Annotated in this window: 29 protein-coding genes and 1 tRNA gene; 19 read left to right on the forward strand and 11 right to left on the reverse strand. The window is 63.5% G+C overall.

What is annotated here, in order from left to right; translation table 11 throughout:
* Positions 1-12 precede the first annotated feature (12 nt).
* The 8 genes from DQW91_RS12400 to DQW91_RS16630 all read left to right on the forward strand — a co-directional run bounded on the left by DQW91_RS12400 (position 13) and on the right by DQW91_RS16630 (position 6514).
* Positions 13-567: a hypothetical protein gene (locus tag DQW91_RS12400; protein ID WP_112663969.1), complete on the forward strand. Its 555-nt coding sequence runs from the start codon at positions 13-15 to the stop codon at positions 565-567.
* Between the two features lie 60 nt (positions 568-627).
* The gene (gene crcB / locus DQW91_RS12405; RefSeq protein WP_112663970.1) at positions 628-1014 is read left to right on the forward strand and encodes a fluoride efflux transporter CrcB; all 387 of its coding nucleotides are present in this window, start codon (positions 628-630) and stop codon (positions 1012-1014) included.
* Positions 1015-1057: 43 nt separating this feature from the next.
* Positions 1058-2359: an RluA family pseudouridine synthase gene (locus DQW91_RS12410; RefSeq protein WP_112664137.1), complete on the forward strand. Its 1302-nt coding sequence runs from the start codon at positions 1058-1060 to the stop codon at positions 2357-2359.
* A 3-nt stretch (positions 2360-2362) separates the two neighbouring features.
* Entirely contained in the window at positions 2363-2968 is a 606-nt protein-coding gene (locus DQW91_RS12415; RefSeq protein WP_112663971.1) for a GNAT family N-acetyltransferase, read from the forward strand.
* Positions 2965-3663 (forward strand): HAD-IA family hydrolase, encoded by a 699-nt coding sequence (locus DQW91_RS12420; RefSeq protein WP_112663972.1) that lies wholly within the window; start codon positions 2965-2967, stop codon positions 3661-3663. Before DQW91_RS12415 ends, DQW91_RS12420 begins: the two co-directional genes overlap by 4 nt.
* The gene (locus tag DQW91_RS12425) at positions 3660-4439 is read left to right on the forward strand and encodes an ATP12 family chaperone protein (protein WP_112663973.1); all 780 of its coding nucleotides are present in this window, start codon (positions 3660-3662) and stop codon (positions 4437-4439) included. The genes DQW91_RS12420 and DQW91_RS12425 overlap by 4 nt, the downstream gene beginning before the upstream one ends.
* 108 nt (positions 4440-4547) lie before the next feature.
* Positions 4548-6080, forward strand: coding sequence for an acyl-CoA carboxylase subunit beta (locus DQW91_RS12430; RefSeq protein WP_112663974.1), 1533 nt, complete (start codon positions 4548-4550; stop codon positions 6078-6080).
* Positions 6081-6271: 191 nt separating this feature from the next.
* Positions 6272-6514 carry a hypothetical protein gene (locus DQW91_RS16630; protein ID WP_157961433.1) on the forward strand — a complete coding sequence of 81 codons (243 nt, stop codon included), beginning with the start codon at positions 6272-6274 and terminating at the stop codon, positions 6512-6514.
* A gap of 1 nt (position 6515) precedes the next feature.
* On the opposite strand, the gene DQW91_RS12440 is transcribed toward DQW91_RS16630, so the two are convergent.
* Both DQW91_RS12440 and DQW91_RS12445 read right to left on the reverse strand, forming a co-directional pair.
* Positions 6516-7127 (reverse strand): alpha/beta hydrolase, encoded by a 612-nt coding sequence (locus DQW91_RS12440; RefSeq protein ID WP_112663976.1) that lies wholly within the window; start codon positions 7125-7127, stop codon positions 6516-6518.
* 12 nt (positions 7128-7139) lie between these two features.
* The gene (locus DQW91_RS12445; protein ID WP_112663977.1) at positions 7140-8072 is read right to left on the reverse strand and encodes a ring-cleaving dioxygenase; all 933 of its coding nucleotides are present in this window, start codon (positions 8070-8072) and stop codon (positions 7140-7142) included.
* Between the two features lie 290 nt (positions 8073-8362).
* Here DQW91_RS12445 and DQW91_RS12450 point away from each other — a divergent pair, with 290 nt between their 5' ends.
* From DQW91_RS12450 to DQW91_RS12475, 6 genes are all read left to right on the forward strand, one after another.
* Complete coding sequence (locus tag DQW91_RS12450; protein WP_112663978.1) at positions 8363-8776, forward strand: hypothetical protein; 414 nt, start codon at positions 8363-8365, stop codon at positions 8774-8776.
* A 103-nt stretch (positions 8777-8879) separates the two neighbouring features.
* Positions 8880-10880 (forward strand): acetyl-CoA carboxylase biotin carboxylase subunit, encoded by a 2001-nt coding sequence (locus tag DQW91_RS12455; protein ID WP_112663979.1) that lies wholly within the window; start codon positions 8880-8882, stop codon positions 10878-10880.
* 7 nt (positions 10881-10887) lie between these two features.
* Positions 10888-11403, forward strand: coding sequence for a gamma-glutamylcyclotransferase family protein (locus DQW91_RS12460; RefSeq protein WP_112663980.1), 516 nt, complete (start codon positions 10888-10890; stop codon positions 11401-11403).
* 2 nt (positions 11404-11405) lie between these two features.
* Complete coding sequence (locus DQW91_RS12465) at positions 11406-11687, forward strand: acylphosphatase (RefSeq protein ID WP_112663981.1); 282 nt, start codon at positions 11406-11408, stop codon at positions 11685-11687.
* 60 nt (positions 11688-11747) lie between these two features.
* Positions 11748-12434: a DUF599 domain-containing protein gene (locus DQW91_RS12470; RefSeq protein ID WP_425373398.1), complete on the forward strand. Its 687-nt coding sequence runs from the start codon at positions 11748-11750 to the stop codon at positions 12432-12434.
* Entirely contained in the window at positions 12434-12724 is a 291-nt protein-coding gene (locus DQW91_RS12475) for a DUF3253 domain-containing protein (protein ID WP_112663982.1), read from the forward strand. Before DQW91_RS12470 ends, DQW91_RS12475 begins: the two co-directional genes overlap by 1 nt.
* Here DQW91_RS12475 and DQW91_RS12480 read toward each other — a convergent pair.
* From DQW91_RS12480 to DQW91_RS12505, 6 genes are all read right to left on the reverse strand, one after another.
* Positions 12694-13491: a YdcF family protein gene (locus DQW91_RS12480; RefSeq protein WP_112663983.1), complete on the reverse strand. Its 798-nt coding sequence runs from the start codon at positions 13489-13491 to the stop codon at positions 12694-12696. The genes DQW91_RS12475 and DQW91_RS12480 overlap by 31 nt on opposite strands.
* An 88-nt stretch (positions 13492-13579) precedes the next feature.
* Complete coding sequence (locus tag DQW91_RS12485) at positions 13580-14281, reverse strand: ribonuclease activity regulator RraA (RefSeq protein WP_112663984.1); 702 nt, start codon at positions 14279-14281, stop codon at positions 13580-13582.
* A gap of 83 nt (positions 14282-14364) precedes the next feature.
* A complete protein-coding gene (locus tag DQW91_RS12490; protein ID WP_112663985.1) occupies positions 14365-15537 on the reverse strand; it encodes an isovaleryl-CoA dehydrogenase in 1173 nt (390 codons plus the stop codon).
* Positions 15538-15747: 210 nt separating this feature from the next.
* A complete protein-coding gene (locus DQW91_RS12495; protein WP_112663986.1) occupies positions 15748-16650 on the reverse strand; it encodes a glycoside hydrolase family 25 protein in 903 nt (300 codons plus the stop codon).
* 106 nt (positions 16651-16756) lie between these two features.
* Entirely contained in the window at positions 16757-18184 is a 1428-nt protein-coding gene (gene mgtE, locus DQW91_RS12500) for a magnesium transporter (RefSeq protein WP_112663987.1), read from the reverse strand.
* 271 nt (positions 18185-18455) lie between these two features.
* Positions 18456-18540: transfer RNA gene (locus DQW91_RS12505), tRNA-Leu, on the reverse strand.
* 285 nt (positions 18541-18825) lie between these two features.
* Between DQW91_RS12505 and lipB the strand changes: the two genes are divergently transcribed.
* The 3 genes from lipB (at position 18826) to DQW91_RS12520 (ending at position 21704) form a co-directional block, all read left to right on the forward strand.
* Positions 18826-19572, forward strand: coding sequence for a lipoyl(octanoyl) transferase LipB (lipB, locus tag DQW91_RS12510; protein ID WP_112663988.1), 747 nt, complete (start codon positions 18826-18828; stop codon positions 19570-19572).
* A gap of 130 nt (positions 19573-19702) precedes the next feature.
* Positions 19703-20029 (forward strand): hypothetical protein, encoded by a 327-nt coding sequence (locus tag DQW91_RS12515; protein WP_112663989.1) that lies wholly within the window; start codon positions 19703-19705, stop codon positions 20027-20029.
* A gap of 67 nt (positions 20030-20096) precedes the next feature.
* On the forward strand, positions 20097-21704 hold the full coding sequence (locus DQW91_RS12520) for a carboxyl transferase domain-containing protein (protein ID WP_112663990.1): 1608 nt from the start codon (positions 20097-20099) through the stop codon (positions 21702-21704).
* Positions 21705-21706: 2 nt separating this feature from the next.
* Here the strand turns inward: DQW91_RS12520 and DQW91_RS12525 are convergent, their stop codons facing one another.
* The gene (locus DQW91_RS12525) at positions 21707-22249 is read right to left on the reverse strand and encodes a hypothetical protein (RefSeq protein WP_112663991.1); all 543 of its coding nucleotides are present in this window, start codon (positions 22247-22249) and stop codon (positions 21707-21709) included.
* 500 nt (positions 22250-22749) lie between these two features.
* Between DQW91_RS12525 and DQW91_RS12530 the strand changes: the two genes are divergently transcribed.
* Positions 22750-23565: a tetratricopeptide repeat protein gene (locus DQW91_RS12530; RefSeq protein WP_245411018.1), complete on the forward strand. Its 816-nt coding sequence runs from the start codon at positions 22750-22752 to the stop codon at positions 23563-23565.
* Positions 23566-23582: 17 nt separating this feature from the next.
* Here DQW91_RS12530 and DQW91_RS12535 read toward each other — a convergent pair whose 3' ends face one another.
* On the reverse strand, positions 23583-24368 hold the full coding sequence (locus DQW91_RS12535; protein WP_112663993.1) for an exodeoxyribonuclease III: 786 nt from the start codon (positions 24366-24368) through the stop codon (positions 23583-23585).
* A 186-nt stretch (positions 24369-24554) separates the two neighbouring features.
* On the opposite strand from DQW91_RS12535, the gene DQW91_RS12540 reads away from it, so the two are divergent.
* Positions 24555-25118, forward strand: a complete 564-nt coding sequence (locus tag DQW91_RS12540) for a dihydrofolate reductase family protein (protein ID WP_112663994.1) — start codon at positions 24555-24557, stop codon at positions 25116-25118.
* Positions 25119-25144: 26 nt separating this feature from the next.
* Here DQW91_RS12540 and DQW91_RS12545 read toward each other — a convergent pair whose 3' ends face one another.
* Positions 25145-26242, reverse strand: coding sequence for an alkene reductase (locus tag DQW91_RS12545; RefSeq protein ID WP_112663995.1), 1098 nt, complete (start codon positions 26240-26242; stop codon positions 25145-25147).
* Positions 26243-26338 lie beyond the last annotated feature (96 nt).

Below are 26338 nucleotides of genomic sequence, written 5' to 3' on the forward strand. Positions count from 1 at the left end.
GGGAGCATGCCAATGAGGTTGTTGTCGAAAAGCTGCGCGGTCATTGCCGCCATCGGTCTGTTCATCGCCGCGAGCAGCGAAGGGCAGGCTCAGGGAGCGCAACCCAAAGCCGCAGGGGCGGAGCCGTGGGCGAAGCTCGTCGATGGGCTGGAGAGCCAGCACCCGGCTGAATATTACATCCGCGCCAAGAGCCTGTTTCAGGCCGGGCGGAAGGACGATGCCGTGTTCCTGTTCTATCTCGGGCAGTTGAGATACCGGCTCTATCTCATCGCCAATCCCAATTTGCCGAAAGATCGCGACTCCGCGTTGTTTTCGTCTTTGTCCGAGACAGTCGGGCGTCCGATCAACGAATACGCCTTCGGCGACATCCCGGCTCTCGCGCGCACCATCCAGGCGGTCCTCGCATTCGATGAGGCCCGGCCCGACCCGTTCACGGCGCAGTCCGCCACACCCAAGCAGAGGCAGGATACTCGTACGGGGCTCTCGGAGATGCGCAGCACCCTCCTGGCCCAGGCTGATGCGATCCGCGCCCAGCGTACGAAGAACGGGCTTCCAAACCGCGACTGAACCATTATGGCTGGGACAAGTCCGGTCCGGCCGGCTGGTAAAAGGCAGGGTGCCGTCAGGATGCAGAACTTTCTCATCGTCTTCATCGGGGCCGGAATCGGCGGCGCGTTGCGCCATGCGGTCAATGTCGGCTGCGCGCGCTATTGCGGCATCGCGTTTCCGTGGGGGACGCTGGCCGTCAACGTCGTCGGCTCCTTCGTCATGGGCACTATCGTCGGGTGGCTGGCCTTCAAGGCCGGAGAGGGATGGAGCCAGCACTTAAGGCTTTTCCTGACTACCGGTATCCTCGGCGGCTTCACCACCTTTTCGGCCTTTTCGCTGGATGCGGTGCTCATCTGGGAACGCGGGGAGGCGGGGCTTGCGGCGGTCTATGTGCTCGGCTCCGTCGTGCTTTCCCTCGCCGGATTGGTGACCGGGCTCGGCCTCGTTCGCACACTCGCCGCATAGAGCTTCATTGCCGCCCGCGCGGCTCTCTGTTACCGACATTTCCATGAGACAGAACGGTTCAGGAAAAAACGGATCTCGGGGCGGACGCGCCTCCGCGCGGCAGGGGTTCCGGTCGAAGGAAGACAGGCCCGAGCGGAAGAAGGCGCCTGCAAAGCCGCGCGCCGCCAAGGAAAGCTTTGCCAAGGGCTCCCCTACCAAGGGTTCCCCGGCCCCGGGGGCTCCCAAGGGCTCCCTCCCCAAGAGTTCCGCCCCTGCGCGGCCCGCGACCTTGCGCGACAGGCCGCGCACGGAGGTCGCGCCGAAGCCGACGCGTGCCCAGGTCAAGGCTGAGGCGCAGGAGACGCTGGCGACCGGCGTACAGACCCTCGTGGTCGTGTCGGACGAGGCGGATATGCGGGTCGACCGCTTCCTCGTCGCGCGCTTTCCGCAGCTTGCCTTCACTCATATCCAGCGCATCGTCCGCAAGGGTGAATTGCGGATCGACGGCAAACGCGCCAAGCCCAACGATCGGCTTCAGCCTGGCCAGAAGGTTCGCGTTCCGCCGTTGAAACTGGAACCGGCGAAGCTCGTCGCGCGCTCGACGGTCAAGGACCAGAGCGACCGGGAGTTTCTCAAGTCCATCACGCTCTATGAGGACAAGGACGTTCTCGTCATCAACAAGCCGATGGGGCTTGCGGTGCAGGGCGGCTCGGGCACCACGCGCCATGTGGACGGACTGCTTGAGTGCATGCGCGATGCGGAAGGGCAGAAGCCGCGCCTCGTGCACCGGCTCGACAAGGACACGGCGGGCTGCCTCGTCATCGCCAAGACGCGCTTTGCCGCGTCTACGCTCGCCAAGTCCTTCCGCTCGCGCACGACGCGCAAGATCTATTGGGCGCTCGTCGCCGGCGTGCCGCGCGTGCGGCAGGGGCGCATCTCGACCTATCTCGCCAAGGAAGAAGGCGGGGAGGGCGATTCCCGCATGAAGGTGGCGCGCCACGGGGATGAGGGGGCAAGCCACGCGCTGACCTACTACGCCATCGTCGACACGGCGGCGCACAAGCTCGCCTGGCTGTCGCTGAAGCCGGTGACCGGGCGCACGCACCAACTGCGCGCCCACACAGCGCATATCGGCCACCCTATCGTCGGCGATCCGAAATATTTCGACATCGAGAATTGGGAACTGCCCGGCGGCATCCAGAACAAGCTGCACCTTCTGGCGCGCCGCATCGTGATCGCACATCCGCGCACGGGCAAGCCCATCGACATCACCGCACCGCTGCCGCCGCACATGCAGCAGAGCTTCAATCTGCTCGGCTTCGACGCCTCGCAATACGACCCGATCATCGACTCGCCCGAAGATTGACCCATGCTCAAGATCGAACCCGTCACGCTCGCCAATGATCGCCTGATCCTGAAACCCATGACGCTGGCGGACGTCCCCGCCCTCGCAGAGGCGGTGCAGGACGGGTCGTTGTGGGAGAAGAAGACCACCATCACGCCGCCGCCGGGAGGCATGGAGGCGTTCGTGATGAAGGCGCTCGACCTGCAGACGGCAGGTAGCGCACTTCCCTTCGTGATCGTGGCGCGTGAGGCGGACAAGGTCGTCGGCTCCACGCGCTACATGAATATCGACGCGGTGAACCATCGCGTTGAAATCGGCACGACCTGGGTCTCGAAATCCTGGCAGCGCAGCTTCGTCAACACGAACGCGAAGTACCTGCTGCTGCGCCACGCCTTCGAAGTTCTCGGCTGCAATGTGGTGGAACTGCGCACGCACCGCCTCAACGATCAATCACGCGCCGCCATAGAACGCCTTGGCGCGAAGCTCGATGGCATCCTGCGCTCCCACATGATCATGCCCGACGGGCACATTCGCGACACGGCGGTCTACAGCATTCTCAAAGAGGAGTGGCCCGAGGTGAAGGCGGGGCTTGAGGCGCGGTTGGCGGCCTATGCTGCGGCTGCTCGATGAAGCTCGTTCTCTTCGATCTCGACGGCACGCTGGTCGATAGCCAGAACATCATCGTCGCGTCGCAGCACGCCGCTTTCACGGCTTTCGGCATCGCGCCTCCGAGCCGCGACCGAGCCTTGTCCGTCGTCGGCCTGTCCCTGCCGAAGCTTTTTGAGACTCTGGCAGGCCCCGATGCGCCGATTGACGGATTGGTCGCGGCCTACAAGGACGCTTTCGGAGTCTTGCGGGCGGATCCCACCAACAGCGAACCGTTGTTCCCCGGCGTTGAGGAGACCCTTGAAGCCTTGCAGGTGCGGGATGACGTGCTCCTCGGCATCGCCACCGGCAAGAGTCGCCGCGGCGTGGCGTATTTCCTCGAGCGGCATGGCTGGGAGCGCACGTTCTCGACCATCCAGACCGCCGATGACGCGCCTTCGAAGCCACATCCGGCGATGATCCATCAGGCAATGGCGGAGGTCGGCATCGAGGCGGCGGATACGACGATGATCGGGGATTCCAGCTTCGACATGGCGATGGCCTGCGCGGCGGGCGTCCATTCCATTGGCGTCTCCTGGGGCTTCCAGCCCGTCTCGGCTTTGCAGGAGGCCGGCGCGGGCATGATCGTCGATTCTTATGCGGAGCTGAGGCCCGCCCTGAACAAAATTCTCGGGTTCCCCTCGCATCTCGCGACAGAGCGCCTATCTGCGACCCCATGAACGATACACAAGACTGGTTTCCCTCGGCGCAGGAGCCGAACCCCATGCGCGCCGCCCAGACGGGTATGAAGCCGAGCTTGCCCAAGCGCTTCTACAAGCAGGCGGACGTGACGGAGAAGGACGGCGCTTTTCTCCTGACGCTGGATGGCCGCACCGCCCGCACGCCCGGCCGGCAGCCGCTCGCCGTGCCCGCGCGACCGCTGGCCGAGGCCCTGGCCCGGGAATGGGCCGGGCAGGGGGATGAGATCGATCCCGGCACGATGCCGCTCACGCGGATCGTCAATTCCGCCATCGACGGTGTCGCCGCACGGCAGGCCGAGGTTGTGGACGACCTCGTTCGCTATGCCGGTTCAGATCTCATCTGCTACAGGGCGGGCGATCCGGAGCGCCTCGCGGAGGCGCAGGCCGAAGCCTGGGACCCCATTCTGGCCTGGGTCCAGAGCACCCACGGTGCCCGGTTCGCCCTCTCGCAAGGCGTGACGCACGTCACACAATCTGACGAAACGCTTCAGGCGATCCGCGCCGCTGTGGAAGAGATCACATCACCCTTCGCCATCGCGGCCCTGCACGTCATGACGACGCTGTCAGGCTCTGTTCTGATTACGCTGGCCCACGCCGCGGGCGAGATCGATGCCGGGAAGGCCTGGGAGGCCGCCCATGTGGACGAGCGCTTTCAGGAGCGCATCTGGGGTGAGGATTACGAGGCGATGGAACGGCGCAAGCTGCGCGAGGCGGATTTCAGGGCTGCCTCGCAGGTCTATCACCTGGCGCGATAGAGAGCCGTCTGCGCGGAAAGGCGGGCTGCCCTGCTATAGTGGGATTTCTGAGGGCGATTGTGTGTGTTAAGCCGGGGCACATTCGTCCCGTGGTGCTGGAAAATCCTCATGAAAGATATTCTCGAACGTCTTGAAGAGCGTCGGGCTCAGGCCCGGCTTGGCGGAGGCGAGAAGCGCATCGCGGCGCAGCACGGGCGCGGCAAGCTCACGGCCCGCGAGCGGCTGGAGTTGCTGCTCGACCAGAATTCGTTCGAGGAATTCGACATGTTCGTCGAGCACCGCTCGACGGATTTCGGCATGGAGAAGTCCAAGATCCCCGGCGACGGCGTGGTCACCGGCTGGGGCACCATCAACGGCCGCACGGTGTTTGTCTTCGCCAAGGACTTCACGGTCTTCGGCGGCTCGCTCTCCGAGGCTCACGCGCAGAAAATCATCAAGATCCAGGACATGGCGCTGAAGATGCGCGCTCCCATCATCGGTCTGTTCGATGCGGGTGGCGCGCGCATTCAGGAAGGCGTGGCCGCGCTCGGCGGCTATGGCGAAGTGTTCAAGCGCAATGTCATCGCCTCCGGCGTCATTCCGCAGATCTCGGTCATCATGGGACCGTGCGCGGGCGGCGACGTTTATTCGCCCGCGATGACCGATTTCATCTTCATGGTGCGCGACCGTTCCTACATGTTCGTCACCGGTCCCGAGGTGGTGAAGACAGTCACCAACGAGACCGTGACCTCGGAAGAGCTCGGCGGCGCGAAGGTCCACACCACCAAGTCCTCCGTAGCGGACGGCGCGTATGACAACGATGTCGAGGCGCTGCTCCAGATCCGCCGCCTCATGGACTTCCTCCCGTCGAACAATCTCGACGGCGTGCCGGAAATCCCGAGCTTCGACGATCCGAACCGGGTCGACGAGAGCCTCGACACGTTGGTCCCGGACAATCCCAACAAGCCCTACGACATGAAGGAGCTGATCCTGAAGGTCGTGGACGAGGGGGATTTCTTCGAGATCCAGGAAGCCTTCGCCAGGAACATCATCACCGGCTTTGCCCGCATCGAGGGCCGCAGCGTCGGCATCGTGGCGAACCAGCCGATGGTGCTGGCGGGCGTGCTCGACTCGGACGCCTCCCGCAAGGCGGCGCGCTTCATCCGCTTCTGCGACGCCTTCAACATTCCCGTCGTCACCTTCGAGGACGTGCCGGGCTTCCTGCCGGGAACGTCGCAGGAATATGGCGGCCTCATCAAGCATGGCGCGAAGCTGCTCTTCGCCTATTCGGAAGCCACCGTGCCGCTGGTGACCGTCATCACCCGCAAGGCCTTCGGCGGCGCTTACGACGTGATGGCCTCAAAGCATGTCGGCGGCGATGTGAACTACGCCTGGCCCACCGCGCAGATCGCGGTGATGGGCGCGAAGGGCGCGGTGGAGATCATCTTCCGGCAGGACATGGACGATCCGGACAAGATCGCCGCCCGCACCAAGGAATACGAAGACCGCTTCATGTCGCCGTTCGTGGCGGCCGAGCGCGGCTATATTGACGAAGTCATCATGCCGCATTCGACCCGGAGGCGCATCGCGCGGGCCTTGGCGATGCTGCGCGCCAAGGACGTCGAGCGGCCGTGGAAGAAGCACGACAATATTCCGTTGTAGGAGGGAGCTTGAACCTAGGGTCTTTAATGCGCTCGGGCTTGCCCTGCTCAGTGGCAGGCGCCCTTCTCATTGCCCTGGGCTCCTTAGGCGCTGTCGACGCTGAAACGATCTCGATTGATGGAGGGGACTATAATTTTGAGAGACTCTCTATAGAAGAGGTCGCTCATAGGATCCCCTCCTTCAATCGAGACATGGAGACCCGGAAGATTCCGGGCCGGATCGTGCAGTGCATTTCCGGACTGGATCTCCCGGTCGGCACGGGCAATCACAGCGTCGGTTCCTATTGCCTCCTGCAGACAGAAAAAGGACTGTTTCCCGTTCAGGTCTGTAGTGACGACTTAGTAGGGCATTTCGCGCTTGAGGCCGTCGATTTGATTGCGGCGAGCACGACAAACCTGGCCAGTTTCATCCGTAAAAACTGCTACGGAGGATGAGTTACGTTCTGGCGATCCACGTAGCTGCGAGCGTGACATCCTGCTGTGAAAGTCCATGGCCTGTAGGCAGGCTTATATGCTCAACCTCAGCCTTGGACGTCGATAGGGATGTAGCCAGCCGCGCCGCATTCTCCGCCGGAATGATCGGGTCCATTGAGCCAGACAGGATCAGTATGCGCTTGCCTGTCAGGTCGAAGGCCGGAGCCTCCTTCAGCGGCACCATCGCGCGCAGCAGCACCGCGCCTGCCAGTGCCTCCGGGCGCAGCATCAGCATGGCGGCGGCGATGTTCGCGCCGTTGGAGAAGCCGAGGGCGATAGGCGCTTCGATGCCGTAGGCCTCCCGGGCCTCAGTGACGAAGTCCGCGAGTTCATGCGCGCGCTGCTTCACGTCCGCTTCGTCGAAAACGCCTTCCGCCAGCCTGCGGAAGAAGCGCGGCATGCCGTTCTCCAGCACCTTGCCGCGCGGCGAGAGCAGGGCGGCTCCTGGCGCGACGGTCTGGCCGAGGGGAATGAGGTCGTTCTCATCCCCGCCCGTGCCGTGCAGCAGCAGAAGCGGCGCGCGGCCCGGCGCTGAGGCGGGGATGAAACGGTGCGTGTAGGACAAGGTTGCCATAGCGGATAACTCTCAAGCCAATGCGGGCAGAACAGGTTCGATCTCGCGCCGACGCGGTTCGAGGAACGAGGGAAGTTTGAGGGCGGTGCCGAGCGCCTCTTCGCTTTCGTCAATCGCGAAGCCCGGAATGTCGGTGGCGATCTCGAACAGAACGCCGCCGGGTTCGCGGAAATAGACGGAGCGGAAGTAGTTACGGTCCCGCTGCTCGGTGGTAGCGATGCCGTGCCTCTCGGCAAGCTTCTTCACCATCGCCGCCTCCGCCGCGTCATCGGCTGCGCGGAAGGCGATGTGATGGATCGAGCCGCCGCCGAGCCGTCCCGGCAGGAAGCCGCCCGCTTCGCGCAGGTCCACCGTTCCGCCCGTCGACGCATCGGTCTGGTAGCGGACGAGGGAGCCTTCGCGGGCGATCTCCCTGAAGCCTAAGACGTCCGTGAGGATCGCACCCGTCGGGCCCGCCTCAGGCACGAGAAGGGTGACGCCAAAGAAGCCGCGGATCGCGTGCTCAGCCGGAACTTCGCCCGCCTCCCAGGAGGCCGGCTCGCCCTCGATGCCCGGAATGCCGACAAGGGCGAGGCTCGTGCCGTCCGGATCCTTGAAGGTCAGGACGCTCTGGCCGAAACGCTTTTCGGGCGTGCCATGCTCGATACCCTTTTCGAGGAGACGATGCGCCCAGTAGCCGATGGAGGCTTCCGGCACGCGGAAGGCGGTTTCCTGTGTCGAGCCGATGCCCGCGCGTCCCGGCGCCACATGCTCCCAAGGGAAGAAGGTCAGGATGGTGCCCGGCGCGCCGGAACGGTCGCCGTAATAGAAATGATAGGTCGTCGGATCGTCGAAGTTGACGGTCTTCTTGACGAGCCGCAGGCCGAGCGTCTGCGTGTAGAACGCGATGTTGCGGCGCGCGGGGCCGGCGATGCCCGTGATGTGGTGGATTCCGTTGGTCGCCATGACCTGTTCTCCCTTTGTGTAAGCCATTGTCTGGCAGATAAGCGCAGGGCGGGCGAGACGTAGGCTGGAAAGGGTGTGTTTGCGCGAACGCAAGGTGTCTCGCGATGGTCGCCGCTAAAGCTTGCCGATATGCGGAAAGGTTTCGGCAACCAAAGACACTCAACATTGCTTAACCTGAACGGCGATTCAGAATTTGCCATTAACTTTTTGGGCTCCTCCCGCGTGTGAAGGTTTCTCCCACGCAAGAGAAAGACCGGGCTTTTGAAAAAGGCCGGGGAGGGCTGGGTTAAATGATCAGGCAAGAGCTTCGGGACTTCGTTGAAGACGTGACCGGACAGGGCTTCATCTCGCCGGATCATGTGCAGTCTCTGCGGACCTGCGTGCTCGGAAGCGGCGTTGCGAGCCGCCGCGAGATCGAGGCTCTTCTTCTGCTGCACCGCACCATCGAAGCCCATGAAAGCTGGTGCGAGACGCTGAGCGCGCTCGTCGTCGATTTCGTGGTCTGGCGCTCCGGCGCCAAGGGCGTGGTGACGAATGAGGATGCCATGTGGCTGACCACCACCCTCGAAGTCAGCGGCCATTCCCCCGTGGCCATGATCATCGCCTACGGCATTCTCGACCAGGCGAGCCATGTGGACGCGGCCCTGCTCGACTTCATCATGCGGGGGCGTCAGCAGGCGCGGGCGCAGAGCCTTGCCGCATGAGCGGGCCTGTTAAGCGAATTGCCTAGGGGGTTTTGCTTCCCGAACGTGCCGAGGTGAAGTAACGAAGAGGGACTTCATTTCGACCTGTCGCGTTCGAGGGCTCATGTTCGAGAAGATTTTGATCGCCAATCGAGGCGAGATCGCGTGCCGCGTCATCAAGACCGCGCGGCTGATGGGTATCAAGACGGTCGCCGTTTATTCCGATGCGGACCGCGATGCGCTCCATGTGGCGATGGCGGACGAGGCCGTGCATATCGGCCCGGCACCCGCCGCCGAGTCCTATCTGATCATCGACAAGATCATCGACGCCTGCAAGAAAACCGGCGCTCAGGCGGTGCATCCGGGTTACGGCTTCCTCTCCGAGCGTGAGGCTTTTCCGAAGGCGCTGGCCGCGGCGGGGATCGTCTTCATCGGTCCCAATCCCGGCGCGATTGCCGCGATGGGCGACAAGATCGAGTCCAAGAAGGCGGCAGCCGCCGCCAAGGTCTCGACGGTGCCGGGGTATCTCGGCGTGATCGAAGGGCCGGAGCAGGCCGTCATCATCGCCAACGAGATCGGCTATCCGGTGATGATCAAGGCTTCCGCCGGAGGTGGCGGCAAGGGCATGCGCATCGCTTATTCCGCCGATGAGGTCGCGGAAGGTTTCGCCCGCGCAAAGTCGGAGGCGGCGTCCTCCTTCGGAGACGACCGCGTCTTCATCGAGAAGTTCATCACCGATCCGCGCCACATCGAGATTCAGGTGCTCGGCGACAAGCACGGCAACGTGATCTATCTCGGCGAGCGCGAATGCTCGATCCAGCGCCGCAACCAAAAGGTCATCGAGGAAGCGCCGTCACCGCTGCTCGACGAGGCGACCCGCAAGCTCATGGGCGAGCAGGCCGTCGCGCTGGCGAAGGCTGTGGGCTACGACAGCGCCGGCACGGTGGAGTTCGTGGCGGGACAGGACAAGTCCTTCTACTTCCTCGAAATGAATACCCGCTTGCAGGTGGAGCATCCGGTGACGGAGATGATCACCGGCATCGACCTCGTGGAGCAGATGATCCGCGTCGCGGCGGGCGAGAAGCTCAAGCTCACTCAGGCCGACGTGAAGCTCAACGGCTGGGCGGTGGAAAGCCGCATCTACGCCGAAGACCCGGTGCGCAACTTCCTGCCCTCGACCGGCCGCCTCGTCACCTACCGCCCGCCGGAGGAGGACGAGAGCGACGGCGTCACCGTGCGCAATGACACGGGTGTCTATGAAGGCGGCGAGATCTCGATCTACTACGATCCGATGATCGCCAAGCTCGTGACCCATGCGCCGACCCGCCAGGAGGCCATCGAGGCGCAGGCGACGGCGCTCGATGCCTTCGCCATCGACGGCATCCGCCACAACATTCCCTTCCTCTCCGCGCTGATGCAGCACCGCCGCTGGCAGGGCGGCAAGCTCTCCACCGGCTTCATCGCCGAGGAATTTCCGGAGGGCTTCAAGATCCCCGCACCGACGGGCGAGATCGCGCGCCGCATGGTCGCCGTCGCGGCGGCCATCGACCACCTGCAGAACGAGCGCAAGCGCCACATCTCGGGCCAGATGCGCCCGATTTCCTCCGTGCAGTTCGACCGCAACCGCGTCGTGATGCTCGGCAAGGAGCGCTACGAGGTGCTGGTGGAGGACGTGGAAGGCGGCATCGCCATCGTGATCGATGGGGAGGCCTGGCCGATCATCTCCGGCTGGCATCCGGGCGAACCGGTCTGGACCGGGGCCGTGGGTGGGCAGGACGTCGCGATGCAGGTGCGTCCGCTTCTCAACGGCTTCACGCTGGCCCATGCGGGCACGTCCGCCGAGGTGCGGGTCTATACCCGCCGCGAGGCGGATCTCGCCGCCCTGATGCCGGAGAAGGTCGTCGCCGATACCGGCAAGGTGCTGCTCTGCCCGATGCCCGGCCTCGTGAAGGCGATCAATGTCAAGCAGGGGCAGGAGATCAAGGCGGGCGAGCCGCTCTGCATGGTCGAGGCCATGAAGATGGAGAACGTGCTGCGCGCCGAGCGCGACGGTGTCGTTTCCAAGATCCTCGCCAAGGAGGGCGACAGCCTCGCCGTCGATGCGGTGATCATGGAATTCGCTTAAAAGTCCGATGCCGCTCTACTTCGCCTACGGCTCCAACATGGATGTTGCCGCGATGGCCCAGCGCTGCCCGGCCTCGAAGGTCATCGGCACCGCGCGGCTGATGCGGCATCGATTCTTCATCTCCACTGACGGCTACGCATCCGTCATGCGCGATCCGAGCCGAACGGTGTGGGGGCTCCGGTGGGATCTCGCACTCGCCGATGTGCGCGCGCTCGACCGCTACGAGGATCTCGCCAGCGGGCTCTACAGCAAGATCGAGCAGCCGGTGGTGAGCGAACGCGGCGCGCGGCGGGCGATCATCTATATCGGCCGAAGCGTGAAACCGGGGACGCCGAAGCCTGGTTACATGGAAGGCGTCATGGCGGCGGCGCGGGAGGTGGGACTGCCGGAGGATTACCTGCGCAGCCTCGAACCGTGGCTCCCCAAAACGCCCTCCAGCGCGCCTGCCAAGCAGGAGCAGCCTCGGATTCGCCCGCTTTGGAGCGCTCCCTCAAGCTCGGTTGGAAAGCCGAAGGGATCCTGAGCATGACCCGCACTGTCCGTGCTGTCGTTCATGGCCGCGTTCAGGGTGTGGGATACCGCGCCTGGACGCACCATCAGGCCGAATTGAGAGGTCTCAAGGGCTGGGTACGCAACCGCCGCGACGGAACGGTGGAGGCAGTCTTCTCCGGCCCTGACGATGTGGTGGGCGCGATGCTCGAAGTCTGCCGCGAGGGGCCGCGCAGCTCGGCGGTCGAGCATGTCGAAACTGGCCCTGCTGAGACTGACGGCTTGTCTGACGCGTTCGAGGTGCGCGCAACCGTCTGACGCGATTGAGGGCCTTCCCAAAACCCGGCATGATGCACGGCGACTCAACTGGAGGCGCTTGTGCTGGGTTTCTCGCTCGTCGATTGGGCGGCAGTTATCTTCTTTCTTCTGGCGTGGTTCGGCTATTACGTCGCCGTGGAGATGACGCACGCGGGCAGGCGCAGCCTGAACCGCACCATGGACCGCTATCGCTATGAGTGGATGGAGCAGCTGGTTGTTCGCGAGAACCGCATCGTGGACACCACGATCATGGCGTCGCTCATGAACGGCACGGCGTTCTTTGCCTCGACCTCGCTCATCGCGGTGGGTGGCGCGCTGACGTTGCTGCGTTCCGCCGATTCCGTTCTGCCGATCTTTTCCGATCTGCCCTTCGGCGAGCCGCCGACGCGATTGATGTGGGAGATCAAGGTGATCGGGCTCACCATCATCTTCGTCTATGCGTTCTTCAAGTTCGCCTGGGCCTATCGCCTGTTCAACTACATGGCGATCATCGTCGGCGCGGTGCCGGTGCTGAAACAGGACAACAAGGAGAAGGCGCTTGTCGTCGCACGGCAGGCGGCAGCCATGAATGCGGTCGCGGGCAAGCATTTCAACCGTGGACAGCGTGCTTTCTTCTTCTCACTCGCCTATCTCGGCTGGTTCCTGAGCGTCTATGTGTTCGTGGTGGGGACGGCGGCGGTTCTCTTTGTCATGTGGCGGCGGCAATTCGCCTCCGAGGCGCGCGCCGCCGCTTTGGGAGCGGACTGATGGCGAGCGTCGAGGAACTGGAAGAAACCATGCTGGCGCTGGTGACAAAGCGCGGCGCAGGCAAAAACGTCGATCCGACCGAAGTGGCGCGCGCCCTCGGCGGCGATCATCCCGATGGCTGGGGCCCGTTGATGCAGCCCCTGCGGCAGGCGGCGATCCGCCTGATGAAGCAGGGCAAGATCGTCATTTTGCGAAAAGGCCGCCCCGTCGATCCGGACAATTTCAAGGGGATCTACCGGCTTGCCCTGCCGGATGCCTCTCACGGTGCAGGAAATAGCTCCGAGGAGTGACCGGCGAGGCGATAGGCGATGAGCCCCGCCCATTCTTTCGCCGTCACATCAAGGCGGCGCAGACCGTCCGACACGAAAGCGAAGGGCTTGTTCACGCCGGAATCCGCGCTGGTGCGGTAATCGACGGAGTAGGGTGTTACTACAAAGCCAGTTTGACGGAACACGCCGACCGCGCGCGGCATGTGCCACGCGGAGGTCACGAGCAGCCAACGCTCTCCGGGCTTCTGCTCGACGAGCCGGCGCGAGAACACGGCGTTCTCCACTGTCGTCCGTGACTGGTCTTCCACGATGAGACGCCTGCCGTCGATGCCGACACGCTTGAAGAATTCGGCGATGATCGGAGCCTCCGCCGCGCCGTCTCCAAACACGGTGCCGCCGCCGCCAGAGATGAGAATGCGCGTATTCGGATAGCGCTTCGCGAGTTCGATCGTCTCGAGCACGCGCTCAGCGGATTCATTCGCGACGATCTGCCCGCGCGAGGACGATTCACGCGCTTCGACAGCGCCGCCAAGGAGAATGATGCCATCAACCGGCTTGCCGTCATCCTTGAAAGGAGGAAAGCGTTCTTCCAGCGGGAGAATGATGTAGTTGGCGACAGGCAAAAGCCCGAGTGCCAGCGTCGCGACGGTCGCGGCGAGAGCAAGAGCCAGTCCCGTTCTCCGCAGGCGCGTTGCCACAGTGAGAACGAGCCCCAGCAGAATAAGGCTGACGAGCAGGTTTGAGGGCGTGGTGAAGAACCACGCGATCTTGGAGGCGTAGTAGAACATCGGCCGATTATCCCTTCGGGCTTTTTATTACCTCATCCTTCGAGACGCCGCTTCAGCGGCTCCTCAGAATGAGGGTGGAGGCTTGGTTTCAGCCTTTTGATTCAGCCTCGTAGCGCGCCTTGGTTTCCGCGTTCGGCGGATAAAGGCCGGGGAGGGGGACGCCCTTTTCGATCTCGCGCATGATCCACAATTCGAGCCTCTCCTGCTCGACGCCCGCCTTTGCGACTTCTTCGACAAGAGCCGACGGGATCAACACCGCGCCGTCGCCATCCGCCACGATCACGTCATTAGGATAAACCGCGACACCGCCGCAGCCGATTGGCTCCTGCCAGCCGACGAAAGTGAGGCCCGCGACGGAAGCCGGAGCGGCGACCCCGGAGCACCAGACCGGCAGGCCAGTGCCCTCGACGCCTGCGCCGTCGCGCATCACGCCGTCGGTGACGAGGGCCGCTACGCCGCGCTTTTGCATGCGCGCGGCGAGAATGTCTCCGAAGATGCCGGCATCTGTCACACCCATCGAGTCGACCACCGCGATGCAGCCTTCCGGCATGTCCTCGATGGCCGCCCGCGTGGAGCGGGGAGACGACCACGATTCAGGCGTCGCCAGATCCTCGCGCGCGGGCACGAAGCGCAGTGTGAAAGCCCGCCCGACGATGCGCTCATTCGCATTGAAGCGGGGTATCGGCCCCTTCATCCAGCAACGCCGGATGCCTTTCTTCAAAAGGACGGTGGTGAGCGTCGCGGTCGAAATCGCCCGCAGGGCATCGGCGAGGGCTTTGTCGAGGGTCATTGGCATACTCCTGATGAGCGGAGGGCGCGCGACCTATCGTAGGCGCACTTCCCATCCGCGATCAATGATAGAGGCGGACACCCTCATGCCGTCTTCTCGAACAGCTCCCGCCCGATCAGCATGCGCCGGATCTCGCTCGTTCCCGCGCCGATCTCGTAGAGCTTCGCATCGCGCAGGAGACGCCCGGTCGGGTAGTCGTTGATGTAGCCGTTGCCCCCGAGAAGCTGGATCGCGTCGAGCGCGCATTGCGTCGCCTTCTCGGCGGCGTAGAGGATCGCGCCCGCCGCATCCTCGCGGGTCGTCTCGTGGCGGTCGCAGGATCTTGCAACGGCGTAGACATAGGCTCTGCACGCATTCATCGTCACGTACATGTCCGCGACCTTGCCCTGTACGAGCTGGAACTGGCCGATGGGCTGGCCGAACTGCTTGCGCTCGTGGACGTAAGGCAGAACGATGTCCATGCAGGCCTGCATGATGCCGAGCGGGCCGGCTGCGAGCACCGCGCGCTCGTAGTCGAGGCCGGACATCAGCACGTTCACGCCCTTGCCGACATGGCCGAGCACGTTGTCCTCCGGCACCTCGCAATCCTCAAACACGAGTTCGCACGTATCGGAGCCGCGCATGCCGAGCTTGTCGAGCTTCTGGTGTGTCGAGAATCCCTTGAAGCCTTTCTCGATGATGAAGGCTGTCATGCCGCGCGCGCCTGCCTCGGGGTCGGTCTTGGCGTAGACGACCAGCGTTTCGGCGATGGGGCCGTTGGTGATCCACATCTTGTTGCCGTTCAGCACATAGCGGTCGCCGCGCTTTTCGGCGCGGGTGCGCATGGAAACCACGTCGGAGCCCGAGCCCGGTTCGGACATGGCAAGCGCGCCGACATGCTCGCCGGAAATGAGCTTCGGCAAGTAGCGGCGCTTCTGCGCCTCATTACCGTTGCGACGGATCTGGTTGACGCACAGGTTGGAGTGCGCGCCGTAGGACAGGCCCACGGAAGCCGAGGCGCGGGAGATTTCCTCCATCGCGATGACGTGTTCGAGATAACCGAGCCCCGCGCCGCCGAACTCTTCCTCGACGGTGATGCCGTGAAGCCCGATCTCGCCCATTTGCGGCCACAGATCGCGCGGGAACTGATTGGTGCGGTCGATCTCTTCCGCGCGGGGCGCGATCTTCTCTTTCGCGAAATCACTCACGACCTCACGAATGGCGTCGGCGGTTTCGCCAAGGTCGAAATTCAGCTGGTGAGCACTGTTCCGGGTCATCGTTCCTCCAACCCCGCTCGTCGATCCCCAAGGCGGACAACCGCGGCGGGCGCTTGTTCTTTGCGAGAAAACATTTTGGTCAGCAGAACTGCCATTTTCAAGCAGGGAAAGGACGAAAAGGCGGACGACCTCTTGGTGCAGGCAACAAAAAAGCTCCCTCCTTGCGGGGAGGGAGCTTCGGAAAGCGTTTCAGTTCAGGCGCTTGCCGGATTATTCGTCCTCGGACGAGGCCGTCATCGTGCCGGTGTCGATGGGGCGGCAGATGCCGAGGGGATTGAGGCGGCGATGGTCGCGCGGGTCGCAGGCGCTGGCGACGAACATGTTCCACTGGTTCTCGGTGCCGTAGAACGTGTTGCGGTCCACATTACCCGCGACGCCGGGCACGCGGCCCGTGGTCGTGAACTGCCAGAAGGTCCAGCGGCGGTTGGCATAGCGCTCGTGCGGCTCGGCGGCCGTGCTGCGGATCCAGAACGGATAGTCGTTGAGCTCGCCTTCCAGAATTTCCTTATGGAAGGTGATGTCCGTGTAGATGATCGGACGCTTGCCTGTGTGGGCTTCCATCTCGCGCAGGAGCACGTTGATCATGGACAGCGCCTGCTCGCGCGGAACCTTCTTCGGGCAATTGACGGACTCGCCGTTCCATTCCACGTCGAGAACCGGGGGCAGGGCCTCCGGATCCTGCGGAACGTTGCGCTTGAACCAGGCGGCCTGCTCCTGGGCGGGGCGGCACCAGTAGACGAAGTGATACGCGCCGCGCTGTACGCCGGCACGCTTGGCGCCCCACCAGTTCTCAAGGAACTTTTCGTCCAGATGGTCGCCGCCTTCGGTGGCCTTGATGAAGGCGAATTTCGTGCCTGCGCTACGGAGCGCGGCCCAATCGACCTTGCCTTGCCATTTGGAAATATCGACGCCGTGGATCGGCAGCGCATGGGCGGTCGCCACGCCCGCATGGGGACGCGCATCGCCCTTGGTGGGGTAGCGGCTCGAAGGGCTCACCGCGCAGGAGGCCAGCCCGAAAGCAAGGGTGGCGACGGCCCCGAAGCGGGCCCAGTTCAGGAAGCGCGGAAGCGGAGTGGGCTTCGAGCGGCGGGTGGTGCGGCGGCGAGTTGTCATCGTCGGAACCGTAATACGCAGAACTACTATTGCACCACCGATGCCCTAATGTCGTTAACAGAGTGTTGAGACCTTCGTTGCAGCCGGAAGATTCGGGAAAACGAGGTTAAAGCCGGAACCAGAAGGTCGCGATGCCGAGGAAGGCGAAGAAGCCGACAATGTCGGTGATGCTGGTGACGAACGGGCCAGAGGACACCGCCGGATCAACACCGAGCTTGTTGAGGGCGAGCGGCACCAGAATCCCGCCAAGCGCCGCGAACAATAATACGGTCACCAGCGCCATGCCGATGACGAGGCCGAGTTGCGCCATCTGGAACCACGCGGCGGCGATGACCCCCATGATGACGGCGAAAGCGAGCCCGTTGAGAATGCCCACCATCGCCTCGCGCCGGATGATGCGCCAGGCGTTGGCCCGCCCGAGTTCGCGGGTGGCGAGGGCGCGCACGGCGACCGTCATCGTCTGCGTGCCCGCATTGCCGCCCATCGAGGCAACGATCGGCATCAGGATCGCGAGCGCCACCATGTGCTCGAGCGAGGTTTCGAAAAGGCGGATCACGTTGGCCGCGATGAGAGCCGTGCACATGTTGGCGAAGAGCCAGGGAAACCGGCTTCTTTGCGTGTAGAGAACGGTATCCGACAGTTCTTCTTCGGAGTTCACGCCGCCGAGCGCCTTGATATCGGCATCGGCTTCCTCTTCGAGGACGTCGACGATGTCATCGACCATGATGGCGCCGACGAGGCGATTCTCTTCATCGACGACGGCGGCTGAGACGAGGTTGTAGCGCTCGAACATGCGCGCCACTTCCTCCTGATGCTCGGTCGCCTCCACGCGATCCGGCTCATCGTCCATGATTTCCTGGATCGTCACTGGCCGCTTGCTGCGCAGCAGGCGGTCGAGCGCGACCGCACCGAGAAGGTGACCGGACGGGTCGATGACGAAGATCTCGTAGAACGTGTCCGGAAGGTCGGTCGTCTCTCGCATGAAGTCGATGGTCTGGCCGACGGTCCAGAACGGCGGCACGGCGATGAACTCCGTCTGCATGCGCCTGCCGGCGCTGTCCTCCGGATAATCGAGGGTGCGCTGAAGGGCGACGCGCTCCATCGCCGGGAGCTGTTCGAGGACCTCCGCTTTGTCCTCTTCGTCAAGACTTTCGAGAATGACGACCGCGTCGTCGGAGTCGAGGGCACGCATGCCCTCCACGACGGTCTGCGTTTCCAGTTCTTCGAGAATTTCCTCGCGGACCGAGTCGTCGACCTCGGTCAGGGCCGTGAAGTCGAAGGCCGATCCCAGAAGCTCGATGACGCGGGGGCGATCTTCCGGCTCCAGCGCTTCGATGAGGTCGCCGAGGTCCGATTCGTGAAAATCCTCGACGAGCTTGCGCAGGCCCTCGGAATCGCTGGCCTCGATGGCCTGCGTGACGGCGGCGACGAAGGCCGGATTGAGCTCGCCTTCCTCGTCCCTGAAGATCGGGGCCTCAGCCTCCGCGCCGTGAGGCGGCGTGGCGAGCGGCGTCTGATCTTCGACGTCCTGCATGGGCCAAATCCTCTAGAGCATGATCCGGAGCGCGGCATCCGGCTTTCCGGAACGATCATGCGGCGTCAGAAGGCGAGGGCGCGACCATGCTTCCACGAGACATGATCCGCCCCTCAAGGTGAGTCTCTTTTAGGCGCGCCCGGCGGCAGGGACAATGCGATAAATGAGGAGTGTTGCGGCATGGTTTCTGACGGATCAGCCGAGAAACCAGAGCAACAAAAAAGGCCCCCGAAGGGGCCTTCTTGTAACGCCTGAAGGCGTTGCTGACGTTTGGTGCGGTCGAGAGGACTCGAACCTCCACGGGTCTCCCCGCTACCACCTCAAGGTAGTGCGTCTACCAATTCCGCCACGACCGCGAAACGTCTGCTCGTCAGGTGTTTCTCCTGAGGAGGCGGAGGCTTTAGCAGATGGTTTGTGGCATCACAAGCCTCTCTGTTCCCGATATTGAAAATTATCGGCCACTCTCGCGGGATAAAAAATAATTCCCATATATCGCAACGGTTTATTGAATCGCTTGAGAACGGGAAACGCAATAAGATGACTTTCGACAGAAGGCGCGTGCGGCTGATAAATGCCGTATTTCCTGCCGACGGGACCATGTTTGAGTCCCGTTTCTTCCTCCAGCCCTATGGTGAAGCCCGGTGATCGAGCGCGATACATTGGAGAGCATCTTCTTTCCCCAGACCGGCGCTGCGCCGGTGGAGTGGATGGTCACGGAAGGACTGACCAATTACGACAAGGCCGTCGCCTTCATGGAGAGCCGAGCCGCCGCCATCGCCGATGGGACCGCGCCGGAATTGGTCTGGCTGGTCGAGCATCCGCCGCTCTACACGGCCGGCACCTCGGCCCAGCCCGCCGACCTGATCGAGCCGGAGCGTTTCCCGGTCCACGAGACGGGCCGGGGAGGGCAATATACCTATCACGGTCCCGGCCAGCGGGTGGCTTATGTCATGCTTGATCTCAAGCGCAGGCAGCCGGACCTGCGCCGTTATGTGGCCGCCCTCGAGGCCTGGCTGATCGGAACGCTCGATTCGTTCAACATTCGCGGCGAGCGCCGGGAGGACCGCGTGGGCGTGTGGGTCCGCAGGCCCGACAAGGGAGAGCGTGCGGAGGACAAGATCGCCGCCATCGGCATTCGCGTCCGCCGCTGGGTGACCTTCCACGGAATCAGTCTCAACGTGGAGCCCGACCTCTCTCACTTCTCGGGCATCGTTCCCTGTGGAGTCACTCAACACGGCGTCACGAGCCTCGTCGATCTCGGCATTCCGGTGACCATGCCTGAAGTCGATGCGGTGATGCGGGGCCGCTTCGAGGCGATTTTCGGCGCGACGATTCAGGTCGATGGGGAAAAGCAGGCGTCGGTGGACGCCTTGGCAGGGCACAACTGAGGGGCGAGACTTCTCCTGAAGGTGAGTTCGTGCTCTATGCTCACCTAGAGACTGCGCATGATCCGGGCGAACAACCGGTTTCCACTTGTTCTGATCATGCTCTAGACAACTGAACAACGCAGGTCCTGAAATGCAACGCGCTCTTCTCGCTTCCCTTATCGCCTTGTCCGTTTCGGCTTGCGGTTCCTATCCGTCGATCGAGGAACAGATCCAGATCGTCGATTCGCCCGCAGACGTTCGCGTCTGCAAAAACCTCGGCGAAGTGAGCCCTGTCGTGCCGACGGGGCCGGATTTCGATGAAGCGCTCTGGCAGATGAAGCACAACACCATCGGCCTCGGCGGAACGCACGTTTACGTGCAGCAGGTTTCGCAGGACTGGTCGGCGGTGCGCGGCATCGCTTACTATTGCAGCCCCGGCCCGGCTGCCGACCAAAGGCTCGTCCGCGCCAAGGGCTGACCCTGCCAAGGGCAGCAACGGAGCCGCCAAGAGCTCGTATCGTCTCGATAACAAGAGGAACGCCCGAGTGCCCGTGATTGCCACATCCGTCGATCTGAAATCGGAGGCGGGGGAGGTCAACCGGGCCTCCTGGGCCGCCCTGGCGCAGGAGCTTCGCGAGAAGCGTGCGGAAGTCGCCGCGGGCGGACCAGCAAAGGCGCGGGAGCGGCATCTGGCGCGCGGCAAGCTTCTGCCGCGTGAGCGCGTGATGCGATTGCTCGATCCCGGTGCGCCTTTCCTGGAACTGGGGTCACTCGCCGCGCACGGCATGTATGACGATGCGATTCACGGGGCCGGGTTGATTACCGGCATCGGACGTGTCGAAGGCCGCGAAGTGATGATCGTCTGCAACGATTCGACGATCAAGGGCGGCACCTATTATCCGATGACGGTGAAGAAGCATCTTCGCGCGCAGGAAGTGGCGCGCGAAAATCGCCTGCCGTGCATCTATCTCGTCGATTCAGGCGGCGCAAACCTGCCGCATCAGACGGAGGTGTTCCCGGACAAGGAGCACTTCGGGCGCATCTTCTACAATCAGGCGACCCTGTCCTCCCTCGGCATTCCGCAGATCGCCTGCGTCATGGGTTCCTGCACCGCTGGCGGCGCGTATGTTCCGGCCATGTCGGACGAGACTATCATCGTGCGCCGGCAGGGCACCATCTTCCTCGGTGGCCCGCCGCTGGTGAAGGCCGCGACCGGCGAGGTCGTTTCGGCGGAGGATCTCGGCGGCGCCGATGTCCATGCGCGCCAGTCGGGCGTGGCGGACCATTACGCGACGGACGATCATCACGCCTTGTCCATCGTCCGCCGCATCGTCGGCACGCTGAACACGCGCAAGACGGTCGATCTCGACATCGCGGAACCGGTCGAGCCGAAATACGCCATCGAGGAACTCGATGCCATCGTGCCCACCGATCTCAAGAAGCAGTACGACATTCGCGAAGTGATCGCGCGGCTTGTCGATGGCTCCGAGTTCGACGAGTTCAAGCGCCTCTATGGCACGACTCTCGTTACCGGCTTCGCGCGCATCTGGGGCATGCCGGTCGGCATCATCGCCAATAACGGCATCCTGTTTTCGGAGAGCGCGCAGAAGGGTGCGCACTTCATCGAGTTGTGCTGCCAGCGGCGCATTCCGCTGCTCTTTCTGCAGAACATCTCGGGCTTCATGGTCGGCCGCCAATACGAGGCGGGCGGCATCGCGAAAGATGGCGCGAAGCTCGTGACCGCCGTCGCCTGCGCGCAGGTGCCGAAGATCACGCTGCTCGTCGGCGGTTCTTTTGGGGCGGGCAATTACGGCATGTGCGGCCGCGCCTATTCCCCGCGTTTCCTCTTCACCTGGCCGAACTCGCGCATCTCCGTCATGGGCGGCGAGCAGGCGGCGAGCGTGCTCGCCACCGTGCGGCGCGACAACATCGAGGCCGAGGGCAAGAGCTGGAGCGCGGAAGAGGAGGAGGCCTTCAAGGCCCCCATCCGCGCGAACTACGAGGAAGAGGGCAGCCCTTACTACGCCACTGCGCGGCTATGGGACGATGGCATCATCCTCCCCTCCGAAACCCGCCGCGTTCTGGCGCTCGCCTTCTCGGCGGCTCTGAACGCTCCGGTGCCCGAGACGAAGTTCGGCGTGTTCAGGATGTAAGCCTAGGGCGTAGGCTTCTTGCGTGCGGTCTTGTCGGTACGAGCCGCCTTCTGCGGTTCCGTGTTTTCCTTCTGCGCCTTTGCCTGCAATGCCATGCCTTCGGCGATGGCTTTTTCAACTTCCGCGTCGATTCGTTGCTGTTGCTCTTCCTCGATGTGATCCTGCACTTGCTCGACGAGGCCAACCGCATGTCCGGACAGGCCGGTGGGATCGAAGCTCGAAGCCGTGTTGAGGATGAACGACGTTGCCCGGTGCCTCACCCGCGTGTTTTGCGCGTCGGTGATGGCCGAGAGCACGCCCGAGCCTATGCCGTTCGGATTGGAGGGCGTAGCGATGCCCTCAGGCGCGCCGGCAAGAATGGCGTCCGGGCTGGGAGACGACGTTGCTGCAAGGGCCGCAATAGCGCCCGCGCTGGCGGGCATGACGACGGGCGTGAGCGCGCCTGAACCGCCTGCGCCGGAAAGGGCGCCCATCTGATTGCAGGCCCCCAGGAGTGGGAGTGTCGCGAGAGCGAAGCCAAAGGCAAACGGGCGCTGAAAGAGCATGGACTGTTCCCCGGAAAAGGGATTCTTACCGCCAGTCCTGCATGCTTGAGTTCCTGCGAACACAGGGGGCTATGGAATTTTTGGCATCCGGTTGGCTCTCGAAAATGTTGCTGGCCCGCAACACCTCGAAAGCTTCCTCACTTTGGCGATTTTGCTCCCAAGGCCCGCCCCGATCCCGCCATAAACCGGGAGCACCTCATTACGAGGCTTAAAGTGCTTCAAGTCCAACGCTTTACGGCGATGTTCGGTAAGTGGCGCATGGGTTTCGCGCCTTTTTAACCGTACCGACAGGCCGTTGCGTCAGGGGCTTGGCACTGGCAGATCACGATGGTTCCGTAACCTTTGTCTGCAACAAGGGCCGGAAGGGGAAGAGACGTTCATGGGTGCGCGCCGCATCGATATGCCGAGGCAGCAAAGCCGTCATATGACGGCTGCGCCTGCGCGCGCGCCGCAATGCTCTTTTCCGTGCGCTATGAAGGCAGATGACGGAGCCGGCATCCATGCGCGCGGCTAGTCTCGTCGTCTTTGCCCTTGGCCTGTCGCTGCCGGCCCTGAATGCCGCCCTCGCGCTCGATGCCGCGCCGCGTCCGCAACCGCTTGCACCCACCACGAAATACAGCTCGGCGGGGCAGGCCCTGCGCGATGGCGTTCGTGACTATTACGCCGGCAACAAGCGCGTTGCCGCGCAGGCGCTGGAATATGCGGCAGGGCAGGGTCACACGCTGGCGCTCTGGAAGCTCGGACGCATGTATGCGGATGGCGACGGCGTTCAGCATGACGACCTGAAGGCCTTCGAGTATTTCTCCAAGCTCGCCGACCAGAACGCCGACGAGAGCCCGGATTCGCCGAACGCATCCGTTGTCGCCAGCGCCTTCGTCGCCATCGGCACCTACTTCCTCGACGGCATCAAGGACACCTACGTGACGCCCAACCCCGGGCGCGCGCTGGAGATGTTCCATTACGCGGCGTCGTATTTCAGCGATCCGAACGCGCAGTACAATCTCGCCCGCCTCTATCTCGACGGCACGGGCGTGGAGAAGGATGAGCGCCTTGCCGCCCGGTGGTTCAACCTCGCGGCGGAAAAGGGGCACCACGCTTCGCAGGCTCTGCTCGGGCACCTTCTCATCAACGGCCAGGGCGTTCCGCGCCAGCGTGCGCGCGGCCTGATGTGGCTGACGCTGGCACGTGAATCCTCCGACCCGGTCAAGGAAGCCTGGATTTCGGAGCTTTACGAGAAAGCCTTCGCGGCGACCGGCGAGAGCGACCGCAAGTTCGCGCTGGCGCTGCTCGAGCAATATTTGCAGAGCAGGCGCTGAGCCTCCGGCTGGTCGGTTTAGTCGAGATCGAGATCCACCATCACCGGCACATGGTCCGACGGCTTGTCCCAGCCGCGCGTTTCCTTGAGGATCGCGGTGCTGCGCAGGCGGTCCGTCGCCTGGCTTGAAAGCAGCAGATGGTCGATGCGGATGCCGTTGTTTTTCTGAAACGCCCCGGCCTGATAATCCCAGAACGTGTAGAGGCCCGCCTGATCGCTACAGGCGCGCAGCGCATCGGTGAAGCCGAGGTTGAGAAGCGCGCGGAACTTCGCGCGGCTCTCGGGCTGGAACAAAGCGTCGCCGGTCCAGGCCGCCGGGTCCGCCGCATCCTTCGGTTCGGGAATCACATTGTAGTCGCCGCACAGGACGAGCGGCTCTTCCAACGGCAAAAGATTGTGGGCGTGCCGGATCAAGCGGTCCATCCATCCAAGCTTGTAGTCGAACTTGGGTGAGGCGGTGGGATTGCCGTTCGGCAGGTAGATCGAGGCGACACGCACGACACCGGCCTTGGTGGAGACGATCCCTTCCAGATACCGCGCCTGCTCGTCCGTGTCGTCGCCGGGCAGGCCGCGCCGCACGTCCTCCAGTGGGCGCTTGGAGAGAATGGCGACGCCGTTGTAGGCCTTTTGCCCCAGCGTCGTCACGTTGTAGCCAAGTGCCTCGATCTCAAGGCGCGGAAACGCCTCGTCCATGCACTTCAACTCCTGCAGGCACAGAACGTCGGGATCGGCGCTTTTGACGAATTGGGCCAAGTGATCGAGGCGCTGCTTGATCGAGTTGACGTTCCAGGTGGCGATCCGCATCGCTCGGCTCCCGCTTGATATCTGCTCCGTTCATCGGATGTCTCTCGGCGGCTGGCAAGAGGTTAGGACTTGGACGCGGGGCTGGGTCCCGGATTGGCTTTCGGCGCAGCGCCGGTTAACCGGGGATCATCGCGATAGGAACTCCGGTATGGCCTGTCGCTTTCTTCGTTGAGAAGGGCCTGTCAGATGAAGGGCATCGAGATCCACGGCTACGCCATCGTGTCGGATGACGACCGCATTGCGGATGAATCCGGAGCCATGCCGGATTTGCTGCGCAACGATGCGGACTGGGCCTATTTCCAGGCCGAACTCGACCTCGCCGCGCTGGTCGTGCTCGGGCGTCTCGGGCATGAGGCGAACGCCAATCCAAAGAAACGGGCACGGCTTGTACTGTCCTCGTCCGTACCGCGTCTTGAGCGCCGCGAGGATGGCTGGTGGTGGAACCCGGCGACTGTCTCTTGGGAGGATGCCGTCCGCACGGTGCTTCCCGAAGGCGGGCGGATCGCCGTGCCCGGCGGGCGGCGCGTGTTCGATCTCTTTCTCGGCATAGGCTACGACGCATTCCACCTCACCCGCGCGGAAGGCGTGCACATTCCGCGCGGCGTGGCGCTGTTCTCGGCCTGCGACGAGGGCGAGACCGCCGAGGAGGTTCTGACGAAAAGCGGCCTCACAATTGGGCCGCGTCAGGTCATCGACAGAAATGGGCCCGTGAGCCTGACCATCTGGCGACGTAGCGCGGCGGCTCCTTAAGAGCCGTCGCACCAACTCGGAGCGGCTCAGGCGGGGACGCGCTTGAGGAACGGGTAATCCGTGTAGCCCTCCGCACCGCCGCCATAGAAAGTGGCCCGGTTGGGCTCGTTCAGCGGAGCATCGAGCCAGAGGCGCTCGGCGAGGTCGGGGTTTGAGATATAAAGACGCCCGAACGCCACGAGATCGGCGTGGCCGCTCGCCACGGCGTCGATAGCCGTTTGGCGGTCGTAGCCGTTATTCGCGATGTAGGCGCCCCGGAATGTCTTGCGCAAACTGGCATAATCCACGGCCACCGCATCGCGTGCGCCGCCTGTCGCGCCTTCGATCAAATGGATGAAGCCGATGCCGAGGGCGTCGAGCTTTTTGACGACGTGACTGAACAGGGCCTGCGGATCTGAATCGCTCGCATCGTTCACAGCGGCAGGAGAGAGGCGGATGCCGACGCGGCTCTTGTCCCAGACCTTGAGGACCGCTTCCACGGCCTCGACCGTCAAACGGGTCCTGTTGTCGATAGAGCCGCCATAGGCGTCCGTGCGCTTGTTCGAGCCGTCCTTCATGAACTGGTCGAGAAGGTAGCCGTTCGCGCCGTGGATCTCGACGCCGTCGAAGCCGGCATCCTTGGCATTGCGCGCGGCGGTTTCGTAATCGCGCAGGATCTGCTTGATGTCGTCGAGTTCGAGGGCGCGGGGTTCGGAGACGTCCGCGAAGCCGCTCTCCAGAAATGTCTTGGTGTTGGCGCGAATGGCGGAAGGGGCGACCGGAGCCGCGCCGTTCTCCTGCAGCGAGACATGGGAAACACGACCCACATGCCAGAGCTGGATGAAGATGCGTCCGCCGGCCTTATGCACGGCCTCCGTCACCTTGCGCCAGCCTTCCACCTGTGCCGGTGAATAGATGCCGGGCGTATGAATGTACCCCTGGCCCTGGCGCGAGATCTGCGAGCCTTCGGAAATCAGGAGACCGGCGCTGGCACGCTGCGCGTAATATTCGGCGTGCAGCTCATAGGGCGCATCGGTGCCGGGCTTGGCCCTGTTGCGGGTCAGCGGGGCCATGACAAGCCGGTTCGGCAGGGTAAGGTCGCCAAGCTGGTAGGGCTGGAAGAGGGGGGCTGCATTCTCGCTCATGGGATTTCCCGGGTCTTGAAGTGAATTAAGAATTATCACCTACGCCATCAGTAGATAAGGGCTCCTCCGCTTCGCGCAACCGAATGCCTGCCATGC

This window comes from Microvirga flavescens, from assembly GCF_003290125.1.
GTDB classification, from domain to species: domain Bacteria; phylum Pseudomonadota; class Alphaproteobacteria; order Rhizobiales; family Beijerinckiaceae; genus Microvirga; species Microvirga flavescens.